Source organism: Streptomyces sp. NPDC048057 (assembly GCF_040653095.1).
Lineage (GTDB): Bacteria > Actinomycetota > Actinomycetes > Streptomycetales > Streptomycetaceae > Streptomyces.
In genome coordinates this window covers 296,881-323,337 of the sequence record NZ_JBEZNF010000004.1, presented here as the reverse complement: position 1 = coordinate 323,337, position 26,457 = coordinate 296,881, and the positions used below count along the sequence as shown (strand labels likewise).

General features: G+C 70.9%; 24 protein-coding genes, 2 tRNA genes and 1 pseudogene. 10 read left to right on the top strand and 17 right to left on the bottom strand.

Annotation, left to right across the window (positions count from 1 at the left end; genetic code table 11):
• Together AB0E05_RS06785 and AB0E05_RS06780 are read left to right on the top strand one after the other, a co-directional pair.
• Nucleotides 1-256, top strand: a pseudogene (locus tag AB0E05_RS06785) (ABC transporter); the annotation flags it as partial.
• Nucleotides 253-1,044 (top strand): ABC transporter permease, encoded by a 792-nt coding sequence (locus AB0E05_RS06780; protein ID WP_361959859.1) that lies wholly within the window; start codon nt 253-255, stop codon nt 1,042-1,044. The pseudogene AB0E05_RS06785 and the gene AB0E05_RS06780, both read left to right, overlap by 4 nt.
• 91 nt (nt 1,045-1,135) lie before the next feature.
• Here the strand turns inward: AB0E05_RS06780 and AB0E05_RS06775 are convergent, their stop codons facing one another.
• Together AB0E05_RS06775 and AB0E05_RS06770 are read right to left on the bottom strand one after the other, a co-directional pair.
• Complete coding sequence (locus AB0E05_RS06775) at nt 1,136-1,516, bottom strand: hypothetical protein (RefSeq protein ID WP_361959856.1); 381 nt, start codon at nt 1,514-1,516, stop codon at nt 1,136-1,138.
• 219 nt (nt 1,517-1,735) lie between these two features.
• Nucleotides 1,736-3,109, bottom strand: a complete 1,374-nt coding sequence (locus AB0E05_RS06770; RefSeq protein WP_361959853.1) for an MFS transporter — start codon at nt 3,107-3,109, stop codon at nt 1,736-1,738.
• A 477-nt stretch (nt 3,110-3,586) separates the two neighbouring features.
• Between AB0E05_RS06770 and AB0E05_RS06765 the strand changes: the two genes are divergently transcribed.
• Nucleotides 3,587-4,294: a TetR/AcrR family transcriptional regulator C-terminal domain-containing protein gene (locus tag AB0E05_RS06765; RefSeq protein ID WP_361959930.1), complete on the top strand. Its 708-nt coding sequence runs from the start codon at nt 3,587-3,589 to the stop codon at nt 4,292-4,294.
• A gap of 3 nt (nt 4,295-4,297) precedes the next feature.
• On the opposite strand, the gene AB0E05_RS06760 is transcribed toward AB0E05_RS06765, so the two are convergent.
• Entirely contained in the window at nt 4,298-5,362 is a 1,065-nt protein-coding gene (locus AB0E05_RS06760) for a PIG-L family deacetylase (RefSeq protein WP_361959850.1), read from the bottom strand.
• A 174-nt stretch (nt 5,363-5,536) separates the two neighbouring features.
• On the opposite strand from AB0E05_RS06760, the gene AB0E05_RS06755 reads away from it, so the two are divergent.
• Nucleotides 5,537-6,349 (top strand): 4'-phosphopantetheinyl transferase superfamily protein, encoded by an 813-nt coding sequence (locus AB0E05_RS06755; protein ID WP_361959847.1) that lies wholly within the window; start codon nt 5,537-5,539, stop codon nt 6,347-6,349.
• 93 nt (nt 6,350-6,442) lie between these two features.
• Here AB0E05_RS06755 and AB0E05_RS06750 read toward each other — a convergent pair whose 3' ends face one another.
• The 4 genes from AB0E05_RS06750 to AB0E05_RS06735 all read right to left on the bottom strand — a co-directional run bounded on the left by AB0E05_RS06750 (nt 6,443) and on the right by AB0E05_RS06735 (nt 9,875).
• The gene (locus AB0E05_RS06750; RefSeq protein ID WP_361959844.1) at nt 6,443-7,678 is read right to left on the bottom strand and encodes a cytochrome P450; all 1,236 of its coding nucleotides are present in this window, start codon (nt 7,676-7,678) and stop codon (nt 6,443-6,445) included.
• A 138-nt stretch (nt 7,679-7,816) separates the two neighbouring features.
• Nucleotides 7,817-8,197 carry an adenosylmethionine decarboxylase gene (speD, locus tag AB0E05_RS06745; protein ID WP_361959841.1) on the bottom strand — a complete coding sequence of 127 codons (381 nt, stop codon included), beginning with the start codon at nt 8,195-8,197 and terminating at the stop codon, nt 7,817-7,819.
• 635 nt (nt 8,198-8,832) lie between these two features.
• Nucleotides 8,833-9,576: a hypothetical protein gene (locus AB0E05_RS06740; RefSeq protein ID WP_361959838.1), complete on the bottom strand. Its 744-nt coding sequence runs from the start codon at nt 9,574-9,576 to the stop codon at nt 8,833-8,835.
• Between the two features lie 226 nt (nt 9,577-9,802).
• Nucleotides 9,803-9,875, bottom strand: a tRNA-Ala gene (locus AB0E05_RS06735).
• Nucleotides 9,876-10,077: 202 nt separating this feature from the next.
• On the opposite strand from AB0E05_RS06735, the gene AB0E05_RS06730 reads away from it, so the two are divergent.
• Together AB0E05_RS06730 and AB0E05_RS06725 are read left to right on the top strand one after the other, a co-directional pair.
• Entirely contained in the window at nt 10,078-10,626 is a 549-nt protein-coding gene (locus AB0E05_RS06730; protein WP_361959835.1) for a DNA-binding protein, read from the top strand.
• 132 nt (nt 10,627-10,758) lie between these two features.
• On the top strand, nt 10,759-12,186 hold the full coding sequence (locus AB0E05_RS06725) for a serine/threonine-protein kinase (RefSeq protein ID WP_361959832.1): 1,428 nt from the start codon (nt 10,759-10,761) through the stop codon (nt 12,184-12,186).
• A gap of 104 nt (nt 12,187-12,290) precedes the next feature.
• Here the strand turns inward: AB0E05_RS06725 and AB0E05_RS06720 are convergent, their stop codons facing one another.
• Nucleotides 12,291-12,431, bottom strand: a complete 141-nt coding sequence (locus AB0E05_RS06720; protein ID WP_361536351.1) for a DLW-39 family protein — start codon at nt 12,429-12,431, stop codon at nt 12,291-12,293.
• 220 nt (nt 12,432-12,651) lie between these two features.
• Between AB0E05_RS06720 and AB0E05_RS06715 the strand changes: the two genes are divergently transcribed.
• Nucleotides 12,652-13,083, top strand: coding sequence for a DUF2000 domain-containing protein (locus tag AB0E05_RS06715; protein ID WP_361959828.1), 432 nt, complete (start codon nt 12,652-12,654; stop codon nt 13,081-13,083).
• 177 nt (nt 13,084-13,260) lie between these two features.
• Here the strand turns inward: AB0E05_RS06715 and AB0E05_RS06710 are convergent, their stop codons facing one another.
• Complete coding sequence (locus AB0E05_RS06710) at nt 13,261-14,496, bottom strand: amidohydrolase family protein (RefSeq protein ID WP_361959824.1); 1,236 nt, start codon at nt 14,494-14,496, stop codon at nt 13,261-13,263.
• Between the two features lie 147 nt (nt 14,497-14,643).
• Between AB0E05_RS06710 and AB0E05_RS06705 the strand changes: the two genes are divergently transcribed.
• Nucleotides 14,644-15,096, top strand: a complete 453-nt coding sequence (locus AB0E05_RS06705; RefSeq protein ID WP_361959821.1) for a DoxX family membrane protein — start codon at nt 14,644-14,646, stop codon at nt 15,094-15,096.
• A gap of 23 nt (nt 15,097-15,119) precedes the next feature.
• Nucleotides 15,120-15,797, top strand: a complete 678-nt coding sequence (locus AB0E05_RS06700; RefSeq protein WP_361959818.1) for a fumarylacetoacetate hydrolase family protein — start codon at nt 15,120-15,122, stop codon at nt 15,795-15,797.
• A gap of 16 nt (nt 15,798-15,813) precedes the next feature.
• Here AB0E05_RS06700 and AB0E05_RS06695 read toward each other — a convergent pair whose 3' ends face one another.
• The gene (locus AB0E05_RS06695; RefSeq protein ID WP_361959815.1) at nt 15,814-17,088 is read right to left on the bottom strand and encodes a Twin-arginine translocation pathway signal; all 1,275 of its coding nucleotides are present in this window, start codon (nt 17,086-17,088) and stop codon (nt 15,814-15,816) included.
• A 167-nt stretch (nt 17,089-17,255) separates the two neighbouring features.
• Between AB0E05_RS06695 and AB0E05_RS06690 the strand changes: the two genes are divergently transcribed.
• The gene (locus AB0E05_RS06690; RefSeq protein WP_361959812.1) at nt 17,256-17,573 is read left to right on the top strand and encodes a DUF6415 family natural product biosynthesis protein; all 318 of its coding nucleotides are present in this window, start codon (nt 17,256-17,258) and stop codon (nt 17,571-17,573) included.
• 94 nt (nt 17,574-17,667) lie between these two features.
• Here the strand turns inward: AB0E05_RS06690 and AB0E05_RS06685 are convergent.
• The 7 genes from AB0E05_RS06685 to gnd all read right to left on the bottom strand — a co-directional run bounded on the left by AB0E05_RS06685 (nt 17,668) and on the right by gnd (nt 26,357).
• Nucleotides 17,668-17,741: transfer RNA gene (locus AB0E05_RS06685), tRNA-Ile, on the bottom strand.
• Nucleotides 17,742-17,893: 152 nt separating this feature from the next.
• Complete coding sequence (locus tag AB0E05_RS06680; protein ID WP_361959809.1) at nt 17,894-18,520, bottom strand: DUF3566 domain-containing protein; 627 nt, start codon at nt 18,518-18,520, stop codon at nt 17,894-17,896.
• Nucleotides 18,521-18,523: 3 nt separating this feature from the next.
• Nucleotides 18,524-21,181, bottom strand: coding sequence for a DNA gyrase subunit A (gene gyrA, locus AB0E05_RS06675; protein WP_361959806.1), 2,658 nt, complete (start codon nt 21,179-21,181; stop codon nt 18,524-18,526).
• A 41-nt stretch (nt 21,182-21,222) separates the two neighbouring features.
• Complete coding sequence (gene gyrB, locus AB0E05_RS06670; RefSeq protein WP_361959803.1) at nt 21,223-23,286, bottom strand: DNA topoisomerase (ATP-hydrolyzing) subunit B; 2,064 nt, start codon at nt 23,284-23,286, stop codon at nt 21,223-21,225.
• Nucleotides 23,287-23,651: 365 nt separating this feature from the next.
• The gene (locus tag AB0E05_RS06665) at nt 23,652-24,248 is read right to left on the bottom strand and encodes a DciA family protein (RefSeq protein WP_361959800.1); all 597 of its coding nucleotides are present in this window, start codon (nt 24,246-24,248) and stop codon (nt 23,652-23,654) included.
• Nucleotides 24,245-25,447 carry a DNA replication/repair protein RecF gene (recF, locus tag AB0E05_RS06660; protein WP_361959797.1) on the bottom strand — a complete coding sequence of 401 codons (1,203 nt, stop codon included), beginning with the start codon at nt 25,445-25,447 and terminating at the stop codon, nt 24,245-24,247. The genes AB0E05_RS06665 and recF overlap by 4 nt, the downstream gene beginning before the upstream one ends.
• A gap of 31 nt (nt 25,448-25,478) precedes the next feature.
• Nucleotides 25,479-26,357, bottom strand: coding sequence for a phosphogluconate dehydrogenase (NAD(+)-dependent, decarboxylating) (gnd, locus tag AB0E05_RS06655; RefSeq protein ID WP_361959794.1), 879 nt, complete (start codon nt 26,355-26,357; stop codon nt 25,479-25,481).
• Nucleotides 26,358-26,457: the final 100 nt, after the last annotated feature.

Below are 26,457 nucleotides of genomic sequence, written 5' to 3'. Positions count from 1 at the left end.
CGCCAACCCCACCACCTACCACAACGCCGCCACCGCACTCCACGAAGCCACCCGCGACGACGAAGCCCTCGCCCTCCACATCCCCAGCGACGGCACCCAACGCGAACTCCGCGCCATCCTCGACTGGCTCGACTCCACCGGCACCCAAGCCGACGAACTCACCCTCCACACCCCCGACCTCGACGACGTCTTCTTCGCCCTCACCAGCAACACCGTCCCCGGCCAGCCGAACCAGTCCAAGGAGACCGTCCGATGAGCTCCCTCACCCTCGCCGTCCGTGACTCGACGACCATGCTGCGCCGCAATCTGCTCCACATGCGCCGCTACCCGTCCATGACGCTGAACCTGCTGCTCACGCCCGTCATGCTGCTGCTGGTCTTCGTCTACATCTTCGGCGGTGCGATGAGCGCCGGCATCGGAGGCGGCGGCGCCGACCGGTCCGACTACCTCGCCTACGTCTTCCCCGGCATCCTGATGCTGACCATCGGCGGCACCACGATCGGCAGCGCGGTGTCCATCGCGATGGACATGAACGAAGGCATCATCGCCCGCTTCCGCACCATGGCCATCCACCGCGGGTCCGTACTCATCGGACACGTCGTCGGCAGCGTGCTCCAGTGCGTGATGAGCGTGACCGTCGTCGGTGCCGTCGCCGTGGCGATCGGCTTCCGTTCCGTCGACGCCACCGTCCTGGAGTGGGTCCTGGCCTTCGGGCTGCTGGCGCTCGTCTCCCTGGCGCTGACCTGGGTGGCCGTCGGCATGGGGCTGTCCAGCCCGAACGTCGAAGCCGCCAGCAACAACGCCCTGCCGCTGATGCTCCTGCCGATGCTGGGCAGCGCCTTCGTCCCGGTCGACGCGATGCCGGACTGGTTCCAGCCGATCGCCGAGTACCAGCCCTTCACCCCCGCCATCGAGACCCTGCGCGGACTGCTGCTCGGCACCGAGATCGGCCACAACGGATGGCTGGCCGTGGCCTGGTGCGTGGCGCTGGCGGTGCTCGGTTACGTCTGGTCCAAGTCGCTCTTCAACCGCGACCCGAAGTAAGCGCCCGTGGCCCACGGGGTCCGGCCAGTAGCACGTCCCACGCAGATCGGGGATGTTTCACGTGAAACGTGGAGCATCCCCGATCGCGTGCTCAGTGCACAAAGCTGTAGCTCCGCCAGGGGCCCGTACCGGGCGCGATCACATCGGACGTCATGGTCGCCACATAGATCGAGGCACCGGAGCAGTCCGCGCTGGGGTACATCAGCACGTCGACCAGGGTGCCGTTCTCCACCGACACCGCACCGTTGGGGCCCAGTCGGTGGCACCCCGTCACCACGGGGCTGTTCACCTTCACATGGACCGACCGCTCCGTCTCGTAGTCCATGGGGCCCACAGCCGTACGCCCCAGCCCGGAGCAGCCGGCGAGCGCAACGACCAGGAGCGCCGTCCCCGTACCGCCGACGAGCCGACGGCGAGAAGGGAACCGCCGGCCGGAACGCGGTTGCGGGCGCCGGTGGTGGGTCACGACCATGGCCAGTCCTTGTCTGCGCGGCGGTGCTCCGCGCGGGTCGGTCCGCGGGCAGCGGCCCGGAACGACGGCCGGGACGGCCCGGAACGTACCTACTGCTCATCGCCACCCTGCCGCGTCACCCCGCCACCGGCATCCGGGACGGGGCTGCCCGGGCTACTCGACCAAACGCCACCACGGACGGCCGCGGTCACGGACGGATGCGGTCATCGACAGCCGCGGTCACCGCCGGGCGCGGTCACGGGAGAGCAGGGCCACGAGCAGCGCTCCACCGGCCAGGATCCCGAAGGCCACCCACAGGGCCGTCGCATAGCCGTGCACCGTCCCGGCCTTGAGCGCACCCGGCCCGTGGTCCGCCAGATACGACGCGGTGGCGCCGGTGGCGATCGAGTTCAGCAGCGCGGTGCCGAAGGCCGCTCCCATCTGCTGGACGGTGTTGTACGCCGCGGAGGCCACGCCCGCCTCGGCCGGCGCCAACTCCACCGTCGCCCGGTTCGTCGCCACCGCCAGCAGACAGCCGAGGCCGAGTCCGGTCAGCACCATCGACGGGGTGAGGAACACAAGAAACACCCGCGCGCTGTCCACCTCCAGTCGGGTGAGGACCAGCATGCCGAGGGCGGCGGAGAGCAGACCGCCCCCGATCAGCCGGTCCGGCGCCAGCCGCCCGTGCAGCCGCTGCGCGAGCACCATCGCGCCGACCGTGGTGCTCACCGCGTTGACCAGCAGCGTCAGCCCGGCCTTGACGGGGGAGTACCCGAGCACCGTCTGGGTGTAGTAGCTCAGGAAGAGATAGAAGCCGAACATCGACACGTACATCACGAAGACCCCGACGAACGCGGTGCCGCGCGCCCGGTGGGCCAGGATCCGCAGCGGCAGCAGCGGTTGCCGCGACGCCGCCTCCACCCGGACGAACAGCCCCAGCAGCAGGACGCCGCCACCGAGCAGGGCGAGCACCTTCGGGTCGTCCCAGCCGTGCGGCTCGGCCTCCGTGAATCCGTAGACCAGCGCGACGAGCCCCGCCGTGCTGAGCAGCGCCCCGGGGACGTCGAGCCGGCGCAGGTCGCCGCTCGGCCGGTCGCGCCCTACGAGCGGGACGCCGAGCAGGGCGAGCGCGGCCATGGGCACGTTGATGTAGAGGCACCAGCGCCAGTCGGCGTACTCGGTGAGCAGGCCGCCGGCCACCAGTCCGAGCGCCGCGCCACCGGCGCCGACGCCGGCGAAGACCCCGAACGCCCGGGCCCGCTCCGGCCCGTCGGTGAAGGTCAGCACCAGCAGGGAGAGCGCCGCCGGGGCCAGCAGCGCGGCGCAGACGCCCTGGGCGGCGCGGGCGGCGAAGAGCACGGCCGCGTCGTTCGCGGCGCCGCCGAGCACCGAGGCGAGCGCGAAGCCGACGAGGCCGACGGCGAAGGCCCGTCGGTGCCCCAGCGCGCTGGACACCCGGCCGCCGACCAGCAGCAGACCGCCGAAGGCGAGGGCGTACGCCGTGATCGCCCAGTGCCGGTCGGTGTCGCTGATCCCCAGGGCGCCCTGGGCCGAGGGCAGGGCGATGTTCACGATGGTCACGTCCAGGACGACCATCAGTTGGGCGAGGCTCACCACGGGCAGGGCCCACCAGCGCCGCGCGGAAGCAGCCGAAGCGCCGTCAGCGTCGTCAGCGCCGTCAGCGCCAGGAGCACCGGCGGCATCCGCCCCGCCCTCGACACCCGGCTCCCACGCCGTGTTCCTCGTGCTCCCGCCCGTACTCCTGTCCGTACTCCCGCCGTCGTCCCGCCGCGTCCCGCGCGTCTCGGTCACCGTGCGCCCTCCCGCCTTCCGCCGACCCCAGTACACCGGTCGACCCTCTCGAACATTGGTCTAGAAGCGGCCCAAGGTACTGCACCCCCGCGCCCCGGTCGGGCCCGCGGAAGGGCGATATCCAGCCAGCGGGCGACGCCGATCGGCCGGCGCGCGGGCGCGCCGCCGCCGCTCGCGGCCGGGAAGCCGGCACACGGCGCGGCGCACCGCCCCGACCGTGCAAAACTCGTCCGCGACGACGCGCAGCACCCCGATGCGCGTCGACTGGAGGTGAACGTCATCGCTGCCGGAGAACGCAGGAGAAGCACGCCGGGCCACCCGCCGGGAAACGTCTGGATCCGACCCACGCGCGCCAAGAAGGGAGAGCCCCCGCTCACCCGCGAGCGCATCGTGGACGCCGCCGTCGCCCTCCTCGACGAGGAGGGCATGGACCGGCTGACGATGCGCCGGCTGGCCGAGCGCCTCCAGGCGGGCGCCACCACCCTGTACTGGCACGTGGCGACCAAGGACGACGTGGTCGACCTCGCCGTCGACGCGATCTTCGGCGAGACCGCGGTCCCGGAGCGCCACGGCGCGAGCCCGCGGGACGACGTCACCGCACTGCTCGACGGCTGGCGCCGGGCCCTGCTCCGCCACCCCTGGGCGGCCACGGTGCCGGCACGTCAGAGGCCGCTGCTCGGCCCGAACTTCCTGGCCTGGATGGAGTTCCTCCAGTCCGCGCTGGAGCGCGCCGGACTGAGCGGCCCCCGGCTCAACGCGGCGACGTGGGTCCTCTACAACCACGTGATGGGGTCGACGGCCGTGCAGTCGAACCTCCAGCTCTCCGCCGAGGAGGCGGAGGCCGGCCGGGCGTACCTGTCCGACCGGCGCGAGCAGTACCCGACCGTGGCCGCGAACAACTACATCGCCGACGACGACTGGGACGCCAACTTCGCGACCGGCCTGGAGTTCCTGCTCGACGGAATCGGGGCGCGCCCCGCGGGCTGAGGACTAGGGGGCGCAGGCGGCGAGTTCCCGTACCGCTGCGACGGACTCCGCGGGCGCCCAGACGCGCTCGGCGAACCCGCCCGCGGCCGGCTCCGCGGTGCCGAGCCCCCGCCCGTACCGCACGATCCGGTTGGTGATCGGCTCCATGACCTGGAGCCGGTACGGCCACAGGGCCTCCCGCTTGGCCTCGGCGGAGAGGTCCGACCCCGGGATGAGCACCGGGGTCAGCGCGGCCCCGTCCCACGGGGCGGCCAGCCGCCCGGCGTCGGCCCGCGCGTCGCCGAACAGCGAGTACGGCATGTCCTCGTAGAAGACGACCCGCCCGGCCGCCACGGCCCCGCGGGCCACCAGCTCGCTCACGGCCTCGCGCGTGATGACGTGGTCGACGTGCCCGCCCACGGCCAGCGGCACCAGCACGAGGGAGGCGTCGGCGAGTTCCCGCGCCAGGTCGAGGACGATCCGTTCGAACAGCTCGGGCTCCGCCCGCCGCACGTCGACCGTCGAGCCCGACCCCAGGAGGAAGCCCTCGCGCCAGGCGGGCCGGCTCTCGCCGTCCAGGTGGCCCAGCAGCGTCAGCCCCGCGCCGAGCACCCGACAGGACACCCGCTCCTCCTCGATCAGCATGCGGGAGGCGAGCGCGGGCCGTTCCTGGTAGTACGGGCGACGCGTCCAGGTCTCGTCCGAGAACACGTCGACGACGCGCCCGCCGAACCGGAACACCGTGCTGCCCAAGGCCAGTTGCGCGTCGTCGGGATGGGGGGAGAGGAAGGTCAGCGCCCGCGCGGGCGCCGTCCGCGGGGCCGGCACCGCGACCACCAGACCGGCCGCGTGCCAGCGGGCTATTCGCTCCCGGTCCGCCGGCGCCCAGGAGTCCAGGGGGCGACTGCCGTCGCAGGTGTGCCACAGGTCCGCCGCGGAGGCGGGGAAGACCTCGGGGTCGACCGCGTCCCCGAGGAAGCGCACCGCCGTGGCGTCCAGCTCCACGTGCGGCAGCCTCGTCGGCCGGTCGGTCGGTGCGAGTGCCTTCGGCAACCGCCTGAACAAGGGCCTGACGGGGTGCTGTGACATGCCTCCGGAGTGTAAGGCACCCCTTCCTCATGAAACGATGATCACCCGGGGCGCACGGCAGCACGGCGCGACGGGCCGCCACCGGCACGTACGAGACGCGTACGAGAAGGGCTGGAGAAGCATGGACGTACTCGCCTGGTTCCACCGGGGAGGGGTCCGGATGAAGGCCGCCCCGTGACGGAGTCCGGCGGGGCGCCGCGCGCAGTCGAGGTCCGGTGGGCCCGGGTCGACGACGGGCACGACCGGCTCGTCCGGCTGCTCGATCCGGTGGAGCGCGCCCGGTACGCGGCGACGACGGACCCGGCGACCGCGCGGCGCTTCCTCGTGGGCTGCTCCATCAGCCGCCTCGTGCTCGGCGAACGGCTCGGACTGCCGCCGGCCGAGGTCCCCTTGAAGCGGGTCTGCCCGCGCTGCGGCGGTCCGCACGGGAAGGTCGCGCTCGCCCCCTCGCGCACCCCGCCCGGCGCTCCGCCGCTGCCCGACGTCCGCTTCTCCGTCACCCACGGCGGTGACACGGTCGGGGTGGCCTTCTGCGACGGCGCCGAGGTCGGCCTCGACGTCGAGGAGGTCGCCCAGCTCAGCGGCAGCAACATCGACGGCAGCGGCAACAGCAACAGCAACGGTGGCGTACGGAACGTGGACGTGCTCGCCCCGCGCGTGCTGACCGCCGCCGAGTTGGCCGCGCTGCACGACCGCCCGCCGGCCCAACTCCCCGACGCCTTCCTGCGCTACTGGGTGCGCAAGGAGGCCGTGCTGAAGGCGTGGGGCACGGGCCTGCACGTACCGCTGCGCCAGCTGGAGGTCACCGCCCCCGAGCAGCCGCCCGACGTCGTCGGCTGGCCCGAGCGCCCCGACCTCCCCCACGACGTGCAGATGATCGACATGGTGGTCGCCGGGCGGCACCCCGCAGCCGTCTGCGTCATCGGACGCGGCGGCCTCGCGCTCACGGAGCGGGACGCGGGGCCCGCGCTCCGTCGCGTGCGGTAGCACCGCTTGAGGACGGCAGCATCCGGGCCGGCCCGGATGCTGCGTGCACCCCGGGTCGTACCCCGGCCGTGCGCCCCGGGTCGTACGGCCGGCTCACCCCTCCCAGACGACCAGGACGGCCTTCGGACCGCGCAGCAGGCTGCGGCGCCACACGATGTCCTCCGCCGGCACCGCCAGCCGCAGCCCGGGCAGCCGGCGCAGCAGCACCCCGAGCGCTTCTTGGAGTTCGACCCGGGCCAGGTGCGCGCCGAGGCAGTAGTGGATGCCGTGCCCGAAGGTGAGGTGCGACGACTCGGAGCGTTGGAAGTCGACCTCGTCGGGGGCGGTGAAGACGTCCGCGTCGCGGTTGGCGGCGCCGATGTGGGCCATCACGCCCTCGCCGGCCCGGATCAGCGTGCCGGCGAGCTCCACGTCCTCCAGGGCGACGCGCACCTGCCCGGTCTCGCTGAGCATGTTGCTGCGCAGCAACTCCTCGATCGCGTCGGGCACGAGCCCCGGCTCGGCCCGCAGCGACTCCCAGCGCTCGGGCCGCCGCAGCAGGTCGATGACGAAGGCGCCGATCTGGTTGGCGGTCGTCTCGTACCCCCCGACGAGCATCGTCACGCCGAAGTGCACCAGTTCGTCGTGGCTGATGCGGTCGCTGTCCAGGGAGGTCCGCAGCAGTTCGCCCAGCAGGTCGACGGGGACGGCCTCCGGGCTGGCCAGCGTCCGCTCCTTCTCCTCGACCAGGGTGGTCATGTACGCGAGAAGGGCGTCGTACGCGTCGTTCCCGGCCCGGGCCGTGTCGGGTTCGAGGCTGTACATGACCTCGGTCCACGCCCGGATCGCCGGCTCGTCCGCCACCGGTGCGCCCAGCAGTTCGCAGATCACCCGCAGCGGCAGCCGGGTGGCGAGGTGGAGTTGGAGGTCCGCCGGGGCGCCGGCCGCCACCAGCTCGTCCACGCACCGCTCCGCCTGCTGACGCACCCACTCCCGCCGCTGCTCGATCCTGCGGTGCGCGAAGGAGGCGGTCACCAGGCCGCGCAGCCGGGTGTGCTCGGGCGGGTCCATCGCGGGCAGCGTGTTGTTCCGGGGCGCGGTGGCCGCGGCGTGCGGGCGTCCGGGCCGCACCACCTCGGCACGGGAGAAGCGCGGGTCGGACAGCACGGTCTTCACGTCGGCGTAGCGCGTGACCAGCCACACGTCGTGCCCGTTCACGGTCCGGGCAGGCACCACCGGCGCCTCTTTCTGGAGCCGGCGGAGCATCGGGGACGGGTCGATGCCGAAGGCGTCGGGCAGCGGAACGGTCACGCGGTCCCGACGGGCGCTGACAGTCAATGCGGTATCCACGACCGCGTTCTCCCCGCGCGGAGGGCGGACCGCACCGCGTCGACGGAGAAAGTCCAGCAGCAGCGGGAGAACGGCGTGGAACAGTCGTTTGAGCCAGCGCGCCCCGGTCCGGTGCCGCTGGCCCCGCCGTACGTCAGGTCAGTGAACGGCCCGCAGCATGCGGGTCACGTTGATCTTCGTGGGGGAGAGCCCGAGCTCCACGCTCTCCATCATCCGCTCGCCGTTGAGCCGGCCGTAGGCCAGCAGATCGACGTTGGCCAGGCTGTACTCGGGCCAGGTGTGGATGCTGAGGTGCGAGGCGGAGAGCAGCAGGATCGCCGTCACGGCACCATTGGGAAAGACGTGCGAAGCCTCGCCGAGGACCTTTGCGTTTCCCTTTTCCGCGGCAGTGCGCAGGACTTCGAGAAGCCGCTTCTCATCAGTGAGGATGCTGTGGTCACTGACCCATACGTCGACCGCGTAAGAGCACAGGTCGTCGGCGTTTATACCTTCGGTAGCGAGGTCAGACGGGTTATTCATGGCGTTACAGGGAAGCAGGGGCTACGGACCCTTACCCCCGTCTCCTTTCACGTGGATGAACTCTGGTCTCCGCCGCCACTAGATGTCCGGCGATACCAGATCTCAGTGCCCAGCCTGACCAGAATACCATCCAACTAATGCCCACCGCGCGGCGCAGGAGCCGCCACCGCACCCGTCATCAGGCCCACAACAGCCCCTCATCAAGCTCTCATCAGGCAAGGTGACACCCCCGTGTCAGGTCGGCCACAACGCCCGAACCAGCACCCCGCGCCATGATCATTACCCCGTACACGAAGCACCGGGCACCGGACAGGCAGAAGCAGAATTCCGCAGGAAATGCGACCGACCAGACGGAAGAATTCACATCCCCCGACCGCATAACGGCGGCATGCCGGAAGATTCTTGAACTGCCGGGGCACGCCCCGGACCCCCTGGCCGACGACTGGAGATATCACCCCGCGCATTTCCCGGACACCGAACGGCCCATCGAAGGCTTCACCATCCATCGACGCCCACACGAGGAAATCGTCAAGGCCGGTACGAAGTCGAAACGGAAGCCCACCAGCCCCGGCCGACGAGAGGAACCGCGGACCGGCCGCGGGGAGCCGGTGCCCAGGCCGGAGGATCGGTTTGCCTCAACGCCGGCGGCATCGGCGGCGCCTGCGTCGCAGCACGGTGGTCACGTAGACGACGAGCCCCACCACGGGAAGGGGTCCGACGAGCAGATAGACCAAGAGGTCCTCCGGGATGCCGTCCAGGAGATCGGTGTTGAGCCCCACGACGAGGAACACCATCAGGGCGAACCAGGCCGAGCAGCCCCCTGCGAAGGCGGCGAGCGTGCCCGGCGTCAATGCGTGTTCGCTCGCCTTGGCGGCCGTGGCGCTCATCTTGCCGGCGACGTTTGGAACGGGTGCCCACCCCGGTCCGCGCCACCCCTGCCACAGGTCACGCAGGGCGCTCGCCTCGGCATCGAGCTCCGCCACCTCCCGGTCGTTGAGATGGGGGAGCCCGAGCCTGCGACCGTCCCGGTCGTAGACGACCACGGTCCGCTCCGGCAGGTCGTGTTGGGCCGCGTTCGGGATGCGCTCGATCTGGATGCCCTGCACGTCCCCCCAGGCGATCCTCCTGGTCCTGAACGCCGTTCGGATCACGAGGTGCTCCTGCCGGACGATCGTCACGGCCCGCAGCACCGCAGCGGCCACCCAGACGGCCAGCAGCACCAGCACGGCGACCACTGCGACGCTGACCCACGCCGGCACCACGTCGTCCAGCACGACCGCCCCCGCAGCCCCCATCAGCAGCGTGAACGCGGGGACGAAGAAACCGAGGGCGAACCCGCGGTCCGTGCCGTACCGCCGCAGGTACTGGCCATCGGTCATCGACGGAGCCCCCTTCGCCACCTCGCGTGCCCACCGCCCCAGGAAGGCGTACCCACACCGCCCCGAGCAGGCGGCGGTCCGCCTCCCCGACGGCCCCTCGACCGCGTCCGCAGCCCAGCGTGCGCCAGCGACGCGCGTGTGCCAACAGCCCGCGGCCAACTTGACGCGCCGTGCAAAAAAGGCCCTCTGAACCGCGTTTCCGCAGTTCAGAGGGCCTTCCGGGATGTGGAGCCTAGGGGAGTCGAACCCCTGACATCTGCCATGCAAAGACAGCGCTCTACCAACTGAGCTAAGGCCCCGGATCAACGAAGAACGGGACCGATGAACACCGTCATCGCCCCGACCGTCGCCGCGCACCAGAATACCGGGTCCCCCCGCCCATCCTGCAAAAGGATTGGGACTCCCGATGCGCAACCACTCTCCGTAAGATGCACCGCGTGGTTCGCAGCAGCGAAGCCAGCCATGGGAAGCCCCGCATGGGGAAGCGATGGGGAGACGCGCATGGACGCCGCTCAGCAGGAGACGACCGCCAGGGCACGTGAGCTGCAGCGCAGCTGGTACGGGGAACCGTTGGGCGCGCTCTTTCGACGACTCATAGACGACCTGGGGCTGAACCAGGCGCGGCTCGCAGCCGTGCTCGGGCTGTCCGCGCCGATGCTGTCCCAGCTGATGAGCGGCCAGCGGGCGAAGATCGGGAACCCCGCGGTCGTCCAGCGGGTGCAGGCGCTCCAGGAGCTGGCGGGGCAGGTCGCGGACGGCAGTGTGAGCGCCGTGGAGGCGACGGGGCGGATGGACGAGATCAAGAAGTCGCAGGGCGGGTCCGTACTGACCGGCACCAGCCAGACCACCACCAGCTCGGGCGCTCCGACCGTGCGCCGGGTGGTGCGGGAGATCCAGTCGTTGCTGCGGTCGGTGTCGGCCGCCGGGGACATCATCGACGCCGCCGACTCCCTCGCTCCGACCCACCCGGAGCTGGCAGAGTTCCTCCGGGTGTACGGCGCCGGGCGCACCGCGGACGCCGTTGCGCACTACGAGTCCCACCAGAGCTGACCATCCGAACCAGCTGAACCGGGCGCGCGACCGGGCTCCCGGCACCTGGCAGCGGCGGCAGCGGTTCGCAGCAGTGGCGAGGCGGGGCGGACGCGAGCGCCACACGACGGAGCGAGGAGCGGGCACGGCACCATGGGTGAGGTCTTCGCCGCTCGGTACGAGCTGATCGACCCGATCGGGCACGGTGGCGTCGGCGCGGTGTGGCGCGCCTGGGACCACCGGCGGCGCCGCTACGTCGCGGCCAAGGTGCTCCAGCAGGGCGACGCGCACACCCTGCTGCGCTTCGTCCGCGAGCAGGCCACCCGGATCGACCACCCGCACGTCCTCGCCCCCGCGAGCTGGGCCGCGGACGACGACAAGGTGCTCTTCACCATGGACCTGGTGGGCGGCGGCTCGCTGGCCCACGTGATCGGCGACTACGGCCCGCTGCCCCCGCGCTACGTGTGCACCCTGCTCGACCAGTTGCTGTCCGGGCTCTCCGCGGTCCACGCCGAAGGCGTGGTGCACCGCGACATCAAGCCGGCGAACATCCTGATGGAGGCCACCGGTACGGGCCGGCCGCACCTGCGCCTGTCCGACTTCGGCATCTCCATGCGCAAGGGCGAGCCACGGCTGACGGAGGCGAACTACGTCGTCGGTACGCCCGGCTACTTCGCGCCCGAGCAGATGGCCGGCGCCGAACCCGACTTCCCCGCCGACCTCTTCGCCGTCGGCCTGGTCGGGCTCTACCTCCTCCAGGGCCAGAAGCCGGACGCCGGCGCGCTGGTGGACCACTTCGCCGAGCACGGCACCCCGAGCGCTCCCCTCGGCCTGCCCGAGCCCCTGTGGCAGGTGCTGGCGGGGCTGCTCCAGCCTGACCCGGAGGACCGTTTCCGCTCCGCGGCGGGTGCGCGCAAGGCCCTGCTGGCGGCCGTCGACGCGCTGCCGGACACGGGCCCGGACGACGAACCGGTGGAGATCTTCGACCAACTGGAGCCGCTGCCTTCGGGCTTCGGACCGAACGGGCCCACGGGGCCGCCGTCGCCCGGCCGCGCCGCGGCGCCGGGCGCCCGCGCCTTCGGCGGCCCGGACACGGGGCAGGGGCCCGTCACACCCTCACCCGTGCCCCCGCCGGCACAGCCGGCAACGCCGTCACAGCCGTCGTCGGGACTTCTGGTCCCCGCCCCGCCGAGCCAGCCGCCCACGCCCCCGCCGCACCCGATACGGCCGGCACAGCCGGCGCCGCCGCATACGGGTCAGCCGCACACGCCGACTCCGCCGCCGGTCCCGCCCGTACCCCTGGCAGCCCCCGCTCCCGAGCCCACGCCCTCACCGGCCCCCGCGCCGCCGTCCGAGGCCGTACGGCACGGCGGGTACGGCGCATACGGCACGCGGTACGAAACGCCGCCCACGCGCCCGTACACCGCACCGCAGCCGCAGGCCCCGCTCTCCCGGGCCGAACGCCGCCGCCACGAGCGCAGACGTAAACGCACCGGTCCCCCGCCCAAGGTCGCGATCCCGGTGCTGCTCCTCGCCCTGATCTGCTTCGCCGTCGGCTTCTGGGCCCTCGGCCAGGCGTGAACCCCAGCGCCCGACCGTCACCGCCCGGCCCTCACGCGGGCAGCAGAAAGCCCCGGTCGCTTCGTAGTGAGCAACCGGGGCTTTTCGAAAGAACAGCTGTGTGTTCAGACGCTCGAACCCGAACCTGCGGGCACGGAGTCGGTCGCCTCCGTCCACAGGTCCTGCTCGGCCCGATCCGCCTGGATCTGGCGGTACACGAGGAGCCCGCCGATGGCGGCCAGTGCGACCAGGAGAAGCTTCTTCACCGCGCGACCTCGTCTTTCCTTGACGTATGCGTATGACGAATGAGGACTTCTGGCGCCCGACTATACACACCGACCGATACCGATCGGTGACCTGCGTGCCCTTGCGCACCGCCCACGGCTGATCGGCGGCTGATCAGCGGCGGAGCAGGGGGTGGCGACGGGCCGCAACCGGCCAGGAACGTACAAGAAGGGCCCGGCCTCCCGTCGGCACGCTGGGCGCATGACGAACGACGACGCCCCCGTGCGCTTCGACACCAAGATCGCCGTACTGCTCCGCACCGACCTGGCCGGCTGGCAACGGCTCAACGTGACCGCGTTCCTCGTCAGCGGCCTCGGCACCCGCCGTCCCGAGGTGATCGGCGAACCGTACGCGGACGCCGACGACACCCCGTACCTGCCGATGTTCCGACAGCCGGTGCTGGTCTTCGAGGGCGGGAAGGAGCTGCTGACCGGGGCGCACGAGCGGGCCGTGGCCCGCTCGCTCCCGTGCTCGGTCTTCACCTCGGACCTCTTCGCCACCGGCAACGACCGCGACAACCGCGCCGCGGTGCGCGCGGTGTCCCGGGGCCAGTTGGACCTGGTGGGCCTGGCGGTGTACGGCCCGAGGAACGCGGTCGACAAGGTCTTCAAGGGCGCCCGCATGCACCGGTGAGCACCGCTCACCACCGAGAGCAGTGCACACCACCAAGAGCGACGCCTACCGCCAAGAGCACCGCTCACCACCGAGAGCGGCGCTCACCACCGAGAGCACCGTTCGTGACAAGAGCGGTGCTCACCACCGAGAGCGACGCCTACCGCCAAGAGCACCGCTCACCGCCGAGAGCAGTGCTCACACTCTCGGCTCCCGGTCGAACGGCAGCTCCAGCATCCGGATCGCGTTGCCCCGCAGCAGCTTGTACGCCACCTCGTCCGACAGCCCGCCGACGTGCTCGGCCGCCACCTCCTTGGTGTGCGGCCAGGTCGAGTCCACGTGCGGGTAGTCCGTCTCGAAGGTCGCGTTGTCCACCCCCACCGTCTCGATCGCCTCGATCCCGTGCTTGTCCCGGAAGAAGCAGCAGAAGATCTGCCGGTAGTAGTACGTGGACGGCGGCTCGGGGATCAGGTCCCGCACCCCGCCCCAGGCCCGGTGCTCCTCCCACACGTCGTCCGCCCGCTCCAGCGCGTACGGGATCCACCCCATCTGCCCCTCGCTGTACGCCAGCTTCAGCCGTGGGAACTTCACCAGCACCCCGCTGAAGAGGAAGTCCATCATCGAGGCCATGGCGTTGTTGAAGCTCAGCGACGCCTGGACGGCGGGCGGGGCGTCGGGGGAGGCCGCGGGCATCTGCGAGGACGACCCGATGTGCATGTTCACCACCGTCCCCGTCTCCTCGCAGGCCGCGAAGAAGGGGTCCCAGTACCCGGAGTGGATCGACGGCAGCCCCAGGTACGTCGGTATCTCGGAGAACGTCACCGCGCGCACCCCGCGGGCGGCGTTCCGCCGGATCTCGGCGACGGCGAGGTCCACGTCCCACAGCGGGATCAGACAGAGCGGGATCAGCCGCCCGCCGCTGTCGCCGCACCACTCCTCCACCATCCAGTCGTTGTACGCGCGCACGCACGCGAGCGCGACCTCCTTGTCCCCGGCCTCGGCGAAGGTCTGCCCGCAGAAGCGGGGGAAGGTGGGGAAGCACAGCGACGCCTCGACGTGGTTCAGGTCCATGTCGGCCAGCCGCGCCTTCGGGTCCCAGCAACCGCGCCGCATCTGCTCGCGGGTGATCCCGTCCAGCGTCATCTCGTCCCGGGAGAACCCCACGGCGGCGATGATGCGCTTGTACGGGAAGATCTCGCCCTCGTACCGCCACCAGTCGGTGAGCTGCCCCTCGGGGTCCGTGGTGAAGCGGTACTTCCCGCCGACGTACGCCAGCTCCCCGATCCCCGCGGTGAAGGGCTGCGGCCCGCGCTCCCGGTACTTGGCCGGCAGCCAGGTCTCGAAGAGGTGCGCCGGCTCGATCACGTGATCGTCCACGCTGATGACCCTGGGCAGGTCCTTGCCGCCGTTCGCCTTGTCGACCACGCCGATCACACTCCCATCTGACGACCCATCAGATTCAGGCTACGGCCCGGCGGCCAAGGAGAGCAAGCGTCCGCCGCCCCCTTGCGTCGCGGCCCGTCATCCGCTGAACTGACGAACCATCAGATGTTGCTGCGCCAGGACGAGAGGGAGGGCGGGATGGACACGATCTGGCTCGACGGGGCCCAGTGGCTCGCGGTGCTCCGCATCGGACTCGGCCTGTGGTGGCTGGAGAGCTGGCGCCACAAGGACAAGAAGGAGTGGTTCAAGGGCGGCGGAATCGCCTGGGCCGGCGGCATAGCCGAGAAGCACCGCTGGCCCGTCGTCCGCAAGGGCTTCGACACGGTGGTCAAACCCCGCCCGCGCGTGATGGCGTACGTCGTCGCCTACGCGGAACTGGCCCTCGGCCTCGGCCTCGTCCTCGGCTTCCTCACCCCGATCGCCCTCGCCTGCGGGCTGCTCCTGAGCCTGATCTACCTGGCCCTGATGATCCACGACTGGGCGGAGCAGGGACAGAACCTGATGATGGCGCTGATCGCAGTGGTGGCGCTCTTCGGCATGAGCTGGCAGACCTGGTCGCTCGACGCGGCGCTGGGCCTCTTCTCTTCCTGACACCGATCGGCGATCTTGGTCCGATGACACGACGACGGTACGTACGCTTCGAACACCTGGGCCGCGTACGGTTCGGCCGCGTGGCCCCCACCGTGGACGACGTCACCCCGGTCGAGGTCCTCAGCGCCGACCCGATCCGCACGGACGCGACCCCGACGGGCGAACTGCTGGAGATGGAGGAGATCCGCTTCCTGGCGCCGCTGCTGCCGGGACGGGTCGTGACGGTCCACTCCGCCTACGCCGACGTCCCCGCGGAATCCCCCCGCTTCACCCTTGGCCCTCCGCCCGCCTCCGTCGACCCGCAGACCACCGTCCCCCCGCCCGCGCGCTACGCCGCCGAGCTGGCCGTCGTCATCGGCCGCGACTCCCACGTCTTCGGCTACACCTGCGCCAACGCCCTCACGACCGACTCCTTGGCCCTGGGCCCCTGGATCGTGACGGGCATCGATCCGGCGTCCCTCGGCATCGGCAGCATGGTCAACGGCGTGCGCCGCCAACAGTCGACCACGGGTCTCATGCCCACCCCCGTCCCCTCCCTCCTCACGCACATCACCGCAACGACCCCCCTGTCCCCGGGCGACATCGTCCTGACCGGCACCCCCGCGGGCTCCGGCGACCTCACGCCCGGCGACTGGGTCACGGTCTTCATCGAGCACATGGGCACACTGGGCAACAAGGTCTCCCCGACCCGGTCCCGCTGAGGTCGGCGACGGCCCGTCACCCCGAAACGTGCTGGAACGCCTGCTCGAACTGAGCAGCCAGGGGCCCCTTCTCCCACGGACTCATGCGGGCGCGCAGCGTGGCCAGTTCGCCGAGGTGGCGCACGGATCCGGACTCCGCGGCGATCTGCGCGGACTCCGCGGCCAGTACGAGCGCCTGCTCCGGATCCCCGAGCGCGGCGTGGGCGCCGGCCTGGCGGGCGAGGTAGACGCCGGCGCGGCGGCGGGCGCCGTCGGGGACGGCGGACGTCACGCGTTCCCACAGCGGCTGCGCGTGCGCGTGCAGACCGAGCCGCCCGTAGCACGTGGCGCGCTGGATGTCGAAGAACAGCGAGTTCGTGATCGCCGCCGTACGGTTCCAGGGCGCGGGCGGCTGCTCGGGCCGGGTCCGGGCGGTGTTCTCGGCGGCGTCGAGGAGGCGGTCGACGGCGCCGCGGTCGCCGAGGAGCGAATGGCCGTGCGCCTGCTGGTACATCAGCTGCATCCGGGCGATCGGCGGGATCCCGGGCAGCGACAGACCGCGGGTGCACAGCGAGACGGCCGCGCGCCCGTCGCCCAACTCCGTGTGGAGGTAGGAGAGGTTGGCCAGGGTGTACGCGTGCAGGTCCGGGTCGTCGATGGTCTGGGCGTCCGCCAGCGCGGAGGCGTGCCAGGAGCGCGCCGCGGTCCAGTCGCCGGCGTCCTGGTGGAGCCAGCCGGCCAGTACGGCGTAGGCGGCGCCGACCCGCGTCAGGTCCTCGCGCACCGGGCCGTCGGCCGTGCGCGCGAGACCGGCGATGAGCCGGTGCTGCTCGCCCACGGTCCCTATCAGATCGCGCGGGTCGAGGAACATGTCGGCCGCCGCGTGCCCGCTGAGCTGTTGGCTGAAGTAGCCGACGAGTTGGGGGTCGACGCGGCGGTGCGGTACGGCTCCGGCGGGGGCGGCGTGGACCGCGGCCAACGCGCCCGCCGACCCTGCTGCGAGGAAGTTGCGTCGCTTCAAAGGGTCCTCCCTAGCGTCCGGGCCGAGGGGCCGGCCGGCCGACGGCGTGAATCCCAAGTCAGCGGGGCTGCGCCCGAACGCCGCGCTGAGGACGGTGGCGGTGTCGGGACGCGGCCAGCCCGGCGTTGCGGACTCCCATCTGCGGTACGTCCGGGCGCTGATGCAGAAGTGCGGGTCCTCCAGGATGTTCTGGCCGATGGTGCTCAGGGCCTCGGCTGCCTGCTCCTGGGAGTGCCACCCTTGGTCGATCCGGGCCGTCCGTAACTTCCTGTTGGTGTCTGGGCTCGCCACGTGTCCACGGTACGCCTCAGCCGACCCGCGCTCCATGCCTGCTTTGGCCGTAGATGTGCGCCGAGTTGGCGGTGGCCGCCCGATGGCCGGTCGATGGCCGCGCGGTGTCCTGGTCCGGGCGCCGCCGCGGCGGTTGCATGGATGCCATGGCCGAGGGGCGAGTGGGTGTGAGCCTGGTTGACGTCACGCGCGACGTGCAGTTGGCGTGGACGGTGGCACAGGCGCTGCCGGAGCGGGAAGTGGCCCTGCGCGACCGCCTGCGGGCCCACATCACCGTACTGGCCGCCCCGGCCGAGGCGTACGCCCGCAGCCTCCCCGCCGGGGGCCACCAGCACGTCCTCCTCCGCGACGTCCACCGCGCCCGCACGGCGGCCACCGACGGCCCCGGCACCACCCCGCCCGGCGAGTACCTGATGCAGCTCGCGGAACACGTGAAGACCCTCGCCCGCTACGCGCTCGCCGAGAGACGACGCCACCCCGGGTGAGCCCCCCTGCCGGCCCGCCGCGTCACCACCGCCCACCCACCCCGTGCGCACACGAAAAACCCCCGGCCTTCATGGACCGGGGGTTTCACAGAAGTGGGGCTAACAGGATTTGAACCTGTGGCCTCATCCTTATCAGGGATGCGCTCTAACCAACTGAGCTATAGCCCCTCCGCGCTGCGCGCTGACCTCTGAAGATTAGCGCACGTCCCGCGCTGCTCCCAAATCCGTTCCCGAGGGGACCGGGCCGCAGGCCCCGGGGAGGCTTCGAAAGAGGACCGGAACCGCCCCGCGAACCGCTGCGACCAGCGGATTGGGGCTTGCTACTCGTCTTCCGCGAGGGTCAGCTCCACGCCGCCCACGAAGCCCGCCGACAGGTTGTAGATGAACGCGCCCAGCGTCGCCAGCGCCGTCACCAGGACGACGTCGATCACCGCGATGACCGAGGTGAAGATGAGCACGCGCGGCAGGGACAGGAACGCCTGGAGGTCGAAGCCGTTGTTCTCGTTCGAGCCCGTCGCCTCGCTGATCGTGCCGCCGACCGTCGAGAAGACGCCCATCGCGTCCATGACCATCCACAGCGCCGCCGAGGCGACGACCGTGCAGATGCCCAGGGCGATGGAGAGCAGGAAGCTGACCTTCATCACCGACCACGGGTCGGCCTTCGCCACCCGCAGGCGCGCCTTGCGCGTGCGCGGGGTCGTGCGCGCCCCCGTGCGCGGCATGCGGACCGCGCCGTCCGGGTCCTCCTGGGGCGTCTGGTACGCCTGAGGGGGACGGTACGGGCCCGACGGGCGCGGCTTGGGGCGTTCCCCGTCGAAGACCGGGGACTGGCCGTCACGCGTGTCTGTCACCGCAACTCCCTGGGAGTCCGTGGCAGAGCCACGGGGACCGTTTGCTCCAGTAGCTCCGGCAGCTGCGGCCGGACCGGCTCCCGTGGCTCCACTCACGCTCTACTCCTCGTGCTCACCGGCCGGGGGCGTGGTGCCCTCGGCTGCCGCCTCGGCCGGACCGTCGCCGGCCTCGCCACTGATCCCCCTGACCTCTTCAGAGGTCTGCGGGGCCCCGTCGGTTCCCTCGACGCCGAGATCGGCTCCGTCGACTTCCTCGGCCTCGCGACCGGCCTCGGCGTTCCGGGCGATGCCCACCACGGCATCGCGCTTGCCCAGGTTGATCAGTTGAACACCCATGGTGTCACGCCCGGTCTCCCTGACTTCATTGACTCGCGTGCGAATCACACCGCCGCCGAGGGTGATGGCCAGAATCTCGTCGGACTCCTCGACCACCAGGGCGCCCACGAGCGACCCGCGGTCCTCCACGATCTTGGCGGCCTTGATGCCGAGGCCACCGCGACCCTGGACGCGGTACTCGTCGACGGCGGTCCGCTTCGCGTACCCACCGTCGGTGGCGGTGAACACGAACGTACCGGGCCGGACGACATTCATCGAGAGGAGTTCGTCTCCTTCGCGGAAACTCATCCCCTTGACGCCTGAAGTCGCTCGTCCCATCGGACGCAGCGCTTCGTCCGTCGCGGTGAACCGGATCGACTGGGCCTTCTTGCTGATGAGCAGCAGGTCGTCCTCGGCCGACAGCAGCTCGGCGCCGATCAGCTCGTCATCGCGGCCGTCCTCCGTCTCCCGGAGGTTGATCGCGATCACACCGCCCGAGCGGGGCGAGTCGTAGTCCTTCAGCGGCGTCTTCTTCACCAGGCCGCCCTTGGTGGCGAGCACCAGGTACGGCGCGGCCTCGTAGTCGCGGATCGCCAGGATCTCGGCGATCTGCTCGTCCGGCTGGAAGGCCAGCAGGTTGGCCACGTGCTGCCCGCGGGCGTCCCTGCCGGCGTCGGGGAGTTCGTACGCCTTGGCCCGGTAGACCCGGCCCTTGTTGGTGAAGAAGAGCAGCCAGTGGTGGGTGGTGGAGACGAAGAAGTGGTCGACGATGTCGTCTTCCTTGAGCTTGGTGCCCCGCACGCCCTTGCCGCCGCGCTTCTGCGAGCGGTAGTCGTCCGTCTTCGTGCGCTTCACGTAGCCGCCGCGGCTGATCGTGACGACGATGTCCTCCTCGGCGATCAGGTCCTCGATGGACATGTCGCCGTCGAAGGGCACCAGCTGCGAGCGCCGGTCGTCGCCGTACTTCTCCACGAGCACCGCCAGCTCCTCGCTGACGATCGCGCGCTGCTTCTCCGGGGAGGCCAGGATCGCGTTGTACTCGTTGATCTTCGCCTGGAGCTCGTCGTGCTCCTGGAGGATCTTCTGCCGCTCCAGCGCGGCCAGCCGGCGCAGCTGCATCTCCAGGATGGCGTTCGCCTGGAGCTCGTCGATCGCCAGCAGGTCCATCAGGCCGCCGCGCGCGATGTCGACGGTGTCGCTGCGTCGGATCAGCGCGATGACCTCGTCGATGGCGTCCAGCGCCTTGAGCAGACCGCGCAGGATGTGCGCCCGCTCCTCGGCCTTGCGCAGCCGGAAGCGGGTGCGCCGCACGATGACCTCGATCTGGTGCGTCACCCAGTGGCGGATGAAGGCGTCCAGCGAGAGCGTGCGCGGCACCCCGTCGACCAGCGCCAGCATGTTGGCGCCGAAGTTCGTCTGGAGGTCGGTGTGCTTGTAGAGGTTGTTGAGGACGACCTTGGCGACCGCGTCCCGCTTGAGGACGATGACCAGGCGCTGGCCGGTGCGGGAGGAGGTCTCGTCGCGCACGTCGGCGATGCCGCCGATCCGGCCGTCCTTGACGAGGTCGGCGATCTTCTGCGCGAGGTTGTCCGGGTTGACCTGGTACGGCAGCTCGGTGACCACCAGGCACTGGCGGTTCTGGATCTCCTCGACCTCGACGACCGCGCGCATCGTGATGGAGCCGCGACCGGTGCGGTACGCCTCCTCGATGCCCTTGCGGCCGACGACCAGCGCGCCGGTGGGGAAGTCGGGGCCCTTGATGCGCTCGATCAGCGCGTCGAGCAGCTCCTCGTGGGACGCGTCCGGGTGCTCCAGCGCCCACTGCGCACCGGAGGCGACCTCGCGCAGGTTGTGCGGCGGGATGTTGGTCGCCATGCCGACCGCGATGCCCGCGGAGCCGTTCACCAGCAGGTTCGGGAAGCGCGCCGGCAGGACCGTCGGCTCCTGGTTGCGGCCGTCGTAGTTGTCCTGGAAGTCGACGGTCTCCTCGTCGATGTCCCGGAGCATCTCCATGGACAGCGGCATCATCTTGCACTCGGTGTACCGCATGGCGGCGGCCGGGTCGTTGCCCGGGGAACCGAAGTTGCCGTTGGAGTCGACCAGCGGCATCCGCATCGACCACGGCTGGGCGAGTCGCACCAGGGCGTCGTAGATCGAGGAGTCGCCGTGCGGGTGGTACGTGCCCATGACGTCGCCGACGACGCGGGCGCACTTGTAGAAGCCCTTCTCGGGCCGGTAGCCGCCGTCGTACATCGCGTACAGCACGCGGCGGTGGACGGGCTTGAGGCCGTCCCGCACGTCCGGCAGCGCGCGCGACACGATGACGGACATCGCGTAGTCGAGGTACGAGCGCTGCATCTCGGTTTCGAGCCCGACGGGCTCGATCCGCATCGTCTGCTGCTCGTCCTCGGCAGTGGGGGCAGGGGTGTTCTCGTCGGCCATTGCTGGTCTCGGGTCCTTTCGTACGGTCAGCGGGGGCCGACTCAGATGTCGAGGAAGCGGACGTCCTTGGCGTTGCGCTGGATGAAGGAGCGCCGGGCCTCGACGTCCTCACCCATCAGCACCGAGAAGAGGTCGTCGGCCTGGGCGGCGTCGTCCAGCGTGACCTGGCCGAGGACGCGGTGCTCGACGTCCATCGTGGTGACGCGCAGCTCCTCGGCGTTCATCTCGCCCAGACCCTTGAAGCGCTGGATCGAGTCCTCGCGGATGCGCTTGCCCTGCTGCTTGCCCAGCTCGACCAGGGCGTCGCGCTCACGGTCCGAGTACGCGTACTCGAAGTCGTCCCGACCCCACTTGATCTTGTAGAGCGGGGGGCGGGAGAGGAAGACGTGGCCCGCCTCGACCAGCGGTCGCATGAAGCGGAAGAGGAAGGTGAGCAGCAGGGTGTTGATGTGCTGGCCGTCGACGTCGGCGTCCGCCATCAGGATGATCTTGTGATAGCGGAGCTTCTCGATGTCGAAGTCCTCGTGGACCCCGGTGCCGAAGGCCGAGATCAGCGCCTGGACCTCGGTGTTCTGGAGGATCTTGTCGATCCGGGCCTTCTCGACGTTCAGGATCTTGCCGCGGATGGGCAGGATGGCCTGGTACATCGGATTGCGGCCGGACTTCGCGGAGCCGCCGGCGGAGTCGCCCTCGACGATGAAGATCTCGCACTTCGTCGGGTCGTTCGACTGGCAGTCGCTGAGCTTGCCGGGCAGGGACGCCGACTCCAGCAGGCCCTTGCGGCGGGTCAGGTCGCGGGCCTTGCGGGCGGCGACGCGGGCTGTCTGGGCCTGGATGGCCTTGCGGACGATGTCCGCGGACTCGTTCGGGTTGCGGTCGAACCAGTCGGTCAGGTGCTCGTGGGCGACCTTCTGGACGAAGGTCTTCGCTTCGGTGTTGCCCAGCTTGGTCTTGGTCTGGCCCTCGAACTGGGGCTCGCCCAGCTTGATCGAGATGATCGCCGTCAGACCCTCGCGGATGTCCTCGCCGGAGAGGTTGTCGTCCTTCTCGCGCAGCAGCTTCTTGTCGCGGGCGTAGCGGTTCACCAGGCCCGTCAGCGCGGCGCGGAAGCCCTCCTCGTGCGTACCGCCCTCGTGGGTGTGGATCGTGTTCGCGAACGAGTAAACGCCCTCGCTGTACTGGGAGTTCCACTGCATCGCGATCTCGACCGAGAGCATCCGCTCCTTGTCCTCGGACTCCACGTCGATCACGGTGGGGTGCACCAGCTCGCCCTTGCGGGAGTTCAGGTACTTCACGAAGTCGACGATGCCGCCCTCGTAGTGGTACGTGACCGTGCGGGCCTGGTCGGACTCCGCCTCCTCGGCGGTGTCGGCGCCGGCCGTCGCCTTCGCGGACTCGCGCTCGTCGGTCAGCGTCAGGGTGAGGCCCTTGTTCAGGAAGGCCATCTCCTGGAAGCGCCGCGACAGCGTCTCGAAGGAGTACTCGGTGGTCTCGAAGATGTCGCCGTCCGCCCAGAACGTGACCGAGGTGCCGGTCTCCTCCGTCGCCTCGTTCTGCGCCAGCGGGGCGGTGGGGACGCCGAGCTTGTAGTCCTGCGTCCAGCGGTGGCCGTCGGTCTTGACCTCGACGGCGACCTTGGTGGAGAGCGCGTTCACCACGGAGACGCCGACGCCGTGCAGACCGCCGGAGACGGCGTAGCCGCCGCCGCCGAACTTGCCGCCGGCGTGCAGCACGGTGAGCACGACCTCGACGGCGGGCTTGTTCTCTGACGGAACGATGCCCACGGGGATGCCACGGCCGTTGTCGACGACCCGGACGCCGCCGTCGGCGAGGATCGTGACGTCGATGGTGTCCGCGTGTCCGGCGAGCGCCTCGTCGACGGAGTTGTCGACGACCTCGTACACCAGGTGATGAAGGCCACGCTCACCGGTGGAGCCGATGTACATGCCGGGCCGCTTGCGGACCGCGTCCAGCCCCTCAAGGACGGTGATGGCGCTGGCGTCGTACGAGGCGGTGGCCTCGCCGCTGTCGCCGGCGGAGGTGGACGGGTTGATCTCGTTGGGGTTGCCGGAATCGGCCACGAAGCGCCCTTTCTGGCACAGCACAAGCCGTTCTCCGTGCAGACGGGTACGGCTGCGTCGTTTCGACATGTTCCGCAAGGTGGCGGGATTGTCCACCAGTCTACCGGTACCGCCGACACGAATGGGGGTTTGCCGGCGCTTGAGTCCGCATGTGCCGCCCTCGGACCCGTTGGTCCGACTCCCCATATCAGGGGAGGGGCCTCAAGAGGCTCACACGGGCATTGTGGGCTTCGAGCTGTCAAACGGTGCTCACGGTGTGGGAACGCTCGTCCGAGCACCCCCGGCGACGCTCACGCAGGGTGCCGGAGAGATGAAGGGGCCGTACATGGATTGCCGAACAAAAGGGGCAATTAGGGTGCGGAGGGAGGGGGGTACGCGTACGGCCGGGCTCAGCCGTAGGTGTCGCCGGCGCCCGTGCTGCCCGGGGCCCGCAGCGGGCCGTATCCACGTCGGGGCGCACCCGGCCCCATGACCTTGATCAGCCGTACGGTGCCCTGGCCCAGGTCCTCGTTGAGCCGGGCGACGAGCCGGGGGGCGAGCAGCCGGAGCTGGGTCGCCCAGGCGGTCGAGTCGCACTGGACGGTCAGGACGCGCTCGTCCTCGTCGTACCGCTGGGGTACGCAGTGGTTGGCCAGGCCCTCGCCGACGATCTGCGGCCAGCGGCCCATCACACCGCCCACCGCCGCGGGCGTCTCCCAACCGCGCTCGGTGATCAGTCGGTTGATCGCGGCGCCCAGCGGAAGGGGATCGCGGCCGTCCGCGCGGGCGCCGGAGCGCAGGCCGCCGCCCCGGCGGGCCTGCTTGCGCTCCTGTGCGGCGGCGCCGCGGGCCCGGGCCTGCTCCTTGGCCGCGCGCAGGGCGACCCGCGCCAGGTCGACGCCGGAAGCGGCGGGCGCACTCGGGGCCGGTGGCGCTTCCTGCGGTGCGGGACCGCCGGGGCCGGAGGGCAGTCCCGGTCCACCGGGGAAGGGCATCGCTCCGTTCACAGCCGCGTCACCTCGCCCCCGGCCACCCGGTACCGCGTTCCGGCCAGCACCCCCGGCACGTCGTCGTCGACCGCCGCGGTCACCAGCACCTGCTCGCCCGGCGCGACCAGCTCCGCCAGCCGCTCCCGACGGCGTACGTCCAACTCCGCGAAGACGTCGTCCAGGACGAGCACGGGTTCGTTGCCCTCGGCCCGCAGCAGGTCGTACGAGGCGAGGCGGAGCGCCAGCGCGTACGACCAGGACTCGCCGTGGCTCGCGTACCCCTTCGCCGGCAGCCGGCCCAGCTTCAGCAACAGTTCGTCCCGGTGCGGCCCGACGAGCGTCACTCCGCGCTCGACCTCCTGCTTGCGGGCCTCGCCGAGCGCGTTCATCAGCTGTGCGTACAGCTCTTCCCGCGGCTGGGGAAGGGCCTGCGCGTCCACCGCCGCGCCAGTCGCGTCACCACTGGCGCCGTCGCTGGCGGAACGGTCCTCCAGGGCGGCGGAACGGTACTCCAGCACGACCGGGCCGCCCCCGGGCGCCAGCGACTCGTACGCCTTGTCCGCCAACGGCTGGAGCACCGAGATCAGCTCCAGGCGCTGCGCCAGCAGCTCCGCCCCGGTGCGCGCCAGGTGCTGGTCCCACACGTCGAGCGTGGACAGGTCCGCCCCGCCGCCGGAGGCGCCCTTGGCGACGCCGTGCCGGCGCGCCAGCGCCGCCGACTTCAGCAGGCTGTTGCGCTGCTTGAGCACCCGTTCGTAGTCGGACCGGACGCCGGCCATCCGCGGCGAGCGGGCCGTGACCAGCTCGTCCAGGAAGCGGCGGCGGTCGCCGGGGTCGCCCTTGACCAGCGACAGGTCCTCCGGCGCGAAGAGCACCGTCCGCAGGATCCCCAGCACGTCACGCGGCCTGACCTGCGAGGACCGATTGATCCTGGCGCGGTTGGCCTTGCCGGGGTTCAGTTCCAGCTCGACGAGTTGGGAGCGTTCGCCCTGGGTGACGGCCGCGCGGATCACGGCCCGGTCGGCTCCGACCCGCACCAGCGGGGCGTCCGACGAGACACGGTGGCTGGCGAGGGTGGCCAGATAGCCGACCGCCTCGACGAGATTGGTCTTGCCCTGTCCGTTCGCCCCCACGAACGAGGTGACGCCCGGGTCAAGGGCGACCTCGACCCGGGCGTACGAGCGGAAGTCGGCCAACGACAAGTGCGTGACGTGCATGGATGGAAGCCGACCTCCCCGGCCGAAGCCGTTACTTCTTGGTCTCCACGGCGTGGCCGCCGAACTGGTTGCGCAGCGCGGCGATCATCTTCATCTGCGGGGAGTCGTCCTGGCGGGACGCGAAGCGCGCGAAGAGCGACGCGGTGATCGCCGGCAGCGGCACGGCGTGGTCGATGGCGGCCTCGACCGTCCACCGGCCCTCGCCGCTGTCCTCCGCGTAACCCCGCAGCTTGTCCAGGTGCTCGTCGTCGTCCAGCGCGTTGACCGCCAGGTCGAGCAGCCAGGAGCGGATGACGGTGCCCTCCTGCCAGGAGCGGAAGACCTCGCGGACGTCGGTGACGGCGTCCGCCTTCTCCAGCAGCTCCCAGCCCTCGGCGTACGCCTGCATCATGGCGTACTCGATGCCGTTGTGGACCATCTTGGCGAAGTGGCCGGCGCCGACCTTGCCCGCGTGCACCGAGCCGTACTCGCCCTCGGGCTTGAGGGCGTCGAAGATCGGCTGGACGCGGGCGACGTTCTCCGCGTCGCCGCCGTACATCAGCGCGTAGCCGTTCTCCAGGCCCCAGACGCCGCCGGAGACGCCGCAGTCGACGAAGCCGATGCCCTTGATGCCCAGCTCGACGGCGTGCTTCTGGTCGTCCGTCCAGCGGGAGTTGCCGCCGTCGACGACGACGTCGCCGGGGGACAGCAGCTCGGCGAGCTCGTCGACGGTGGACTGGGTCGCGGCGCCGGCCGGGACCATCACCCACACGACGCGGGGCGCGGGGAGCTTGTCCACCAGTTCCTGGAGGCTGTGGACGTCGGCGAGGTCCGGGTTGCGGTCGTATCCGACGACGGTGTGGCCGGCGCGGCGAATGCGCTCGCGCATGTTGCCGCCCATCTTCCCGAGGCCGACGAGGCCGAGCTGCATCTCAGTGTCCTTCGCTTCGTTCACGTAATCCGAGGTTTCCGTACCTGACCTGAGTCGAGCCTACGACGGAGGATCCGGTGGGGCTCGACGGGCGCCGGGC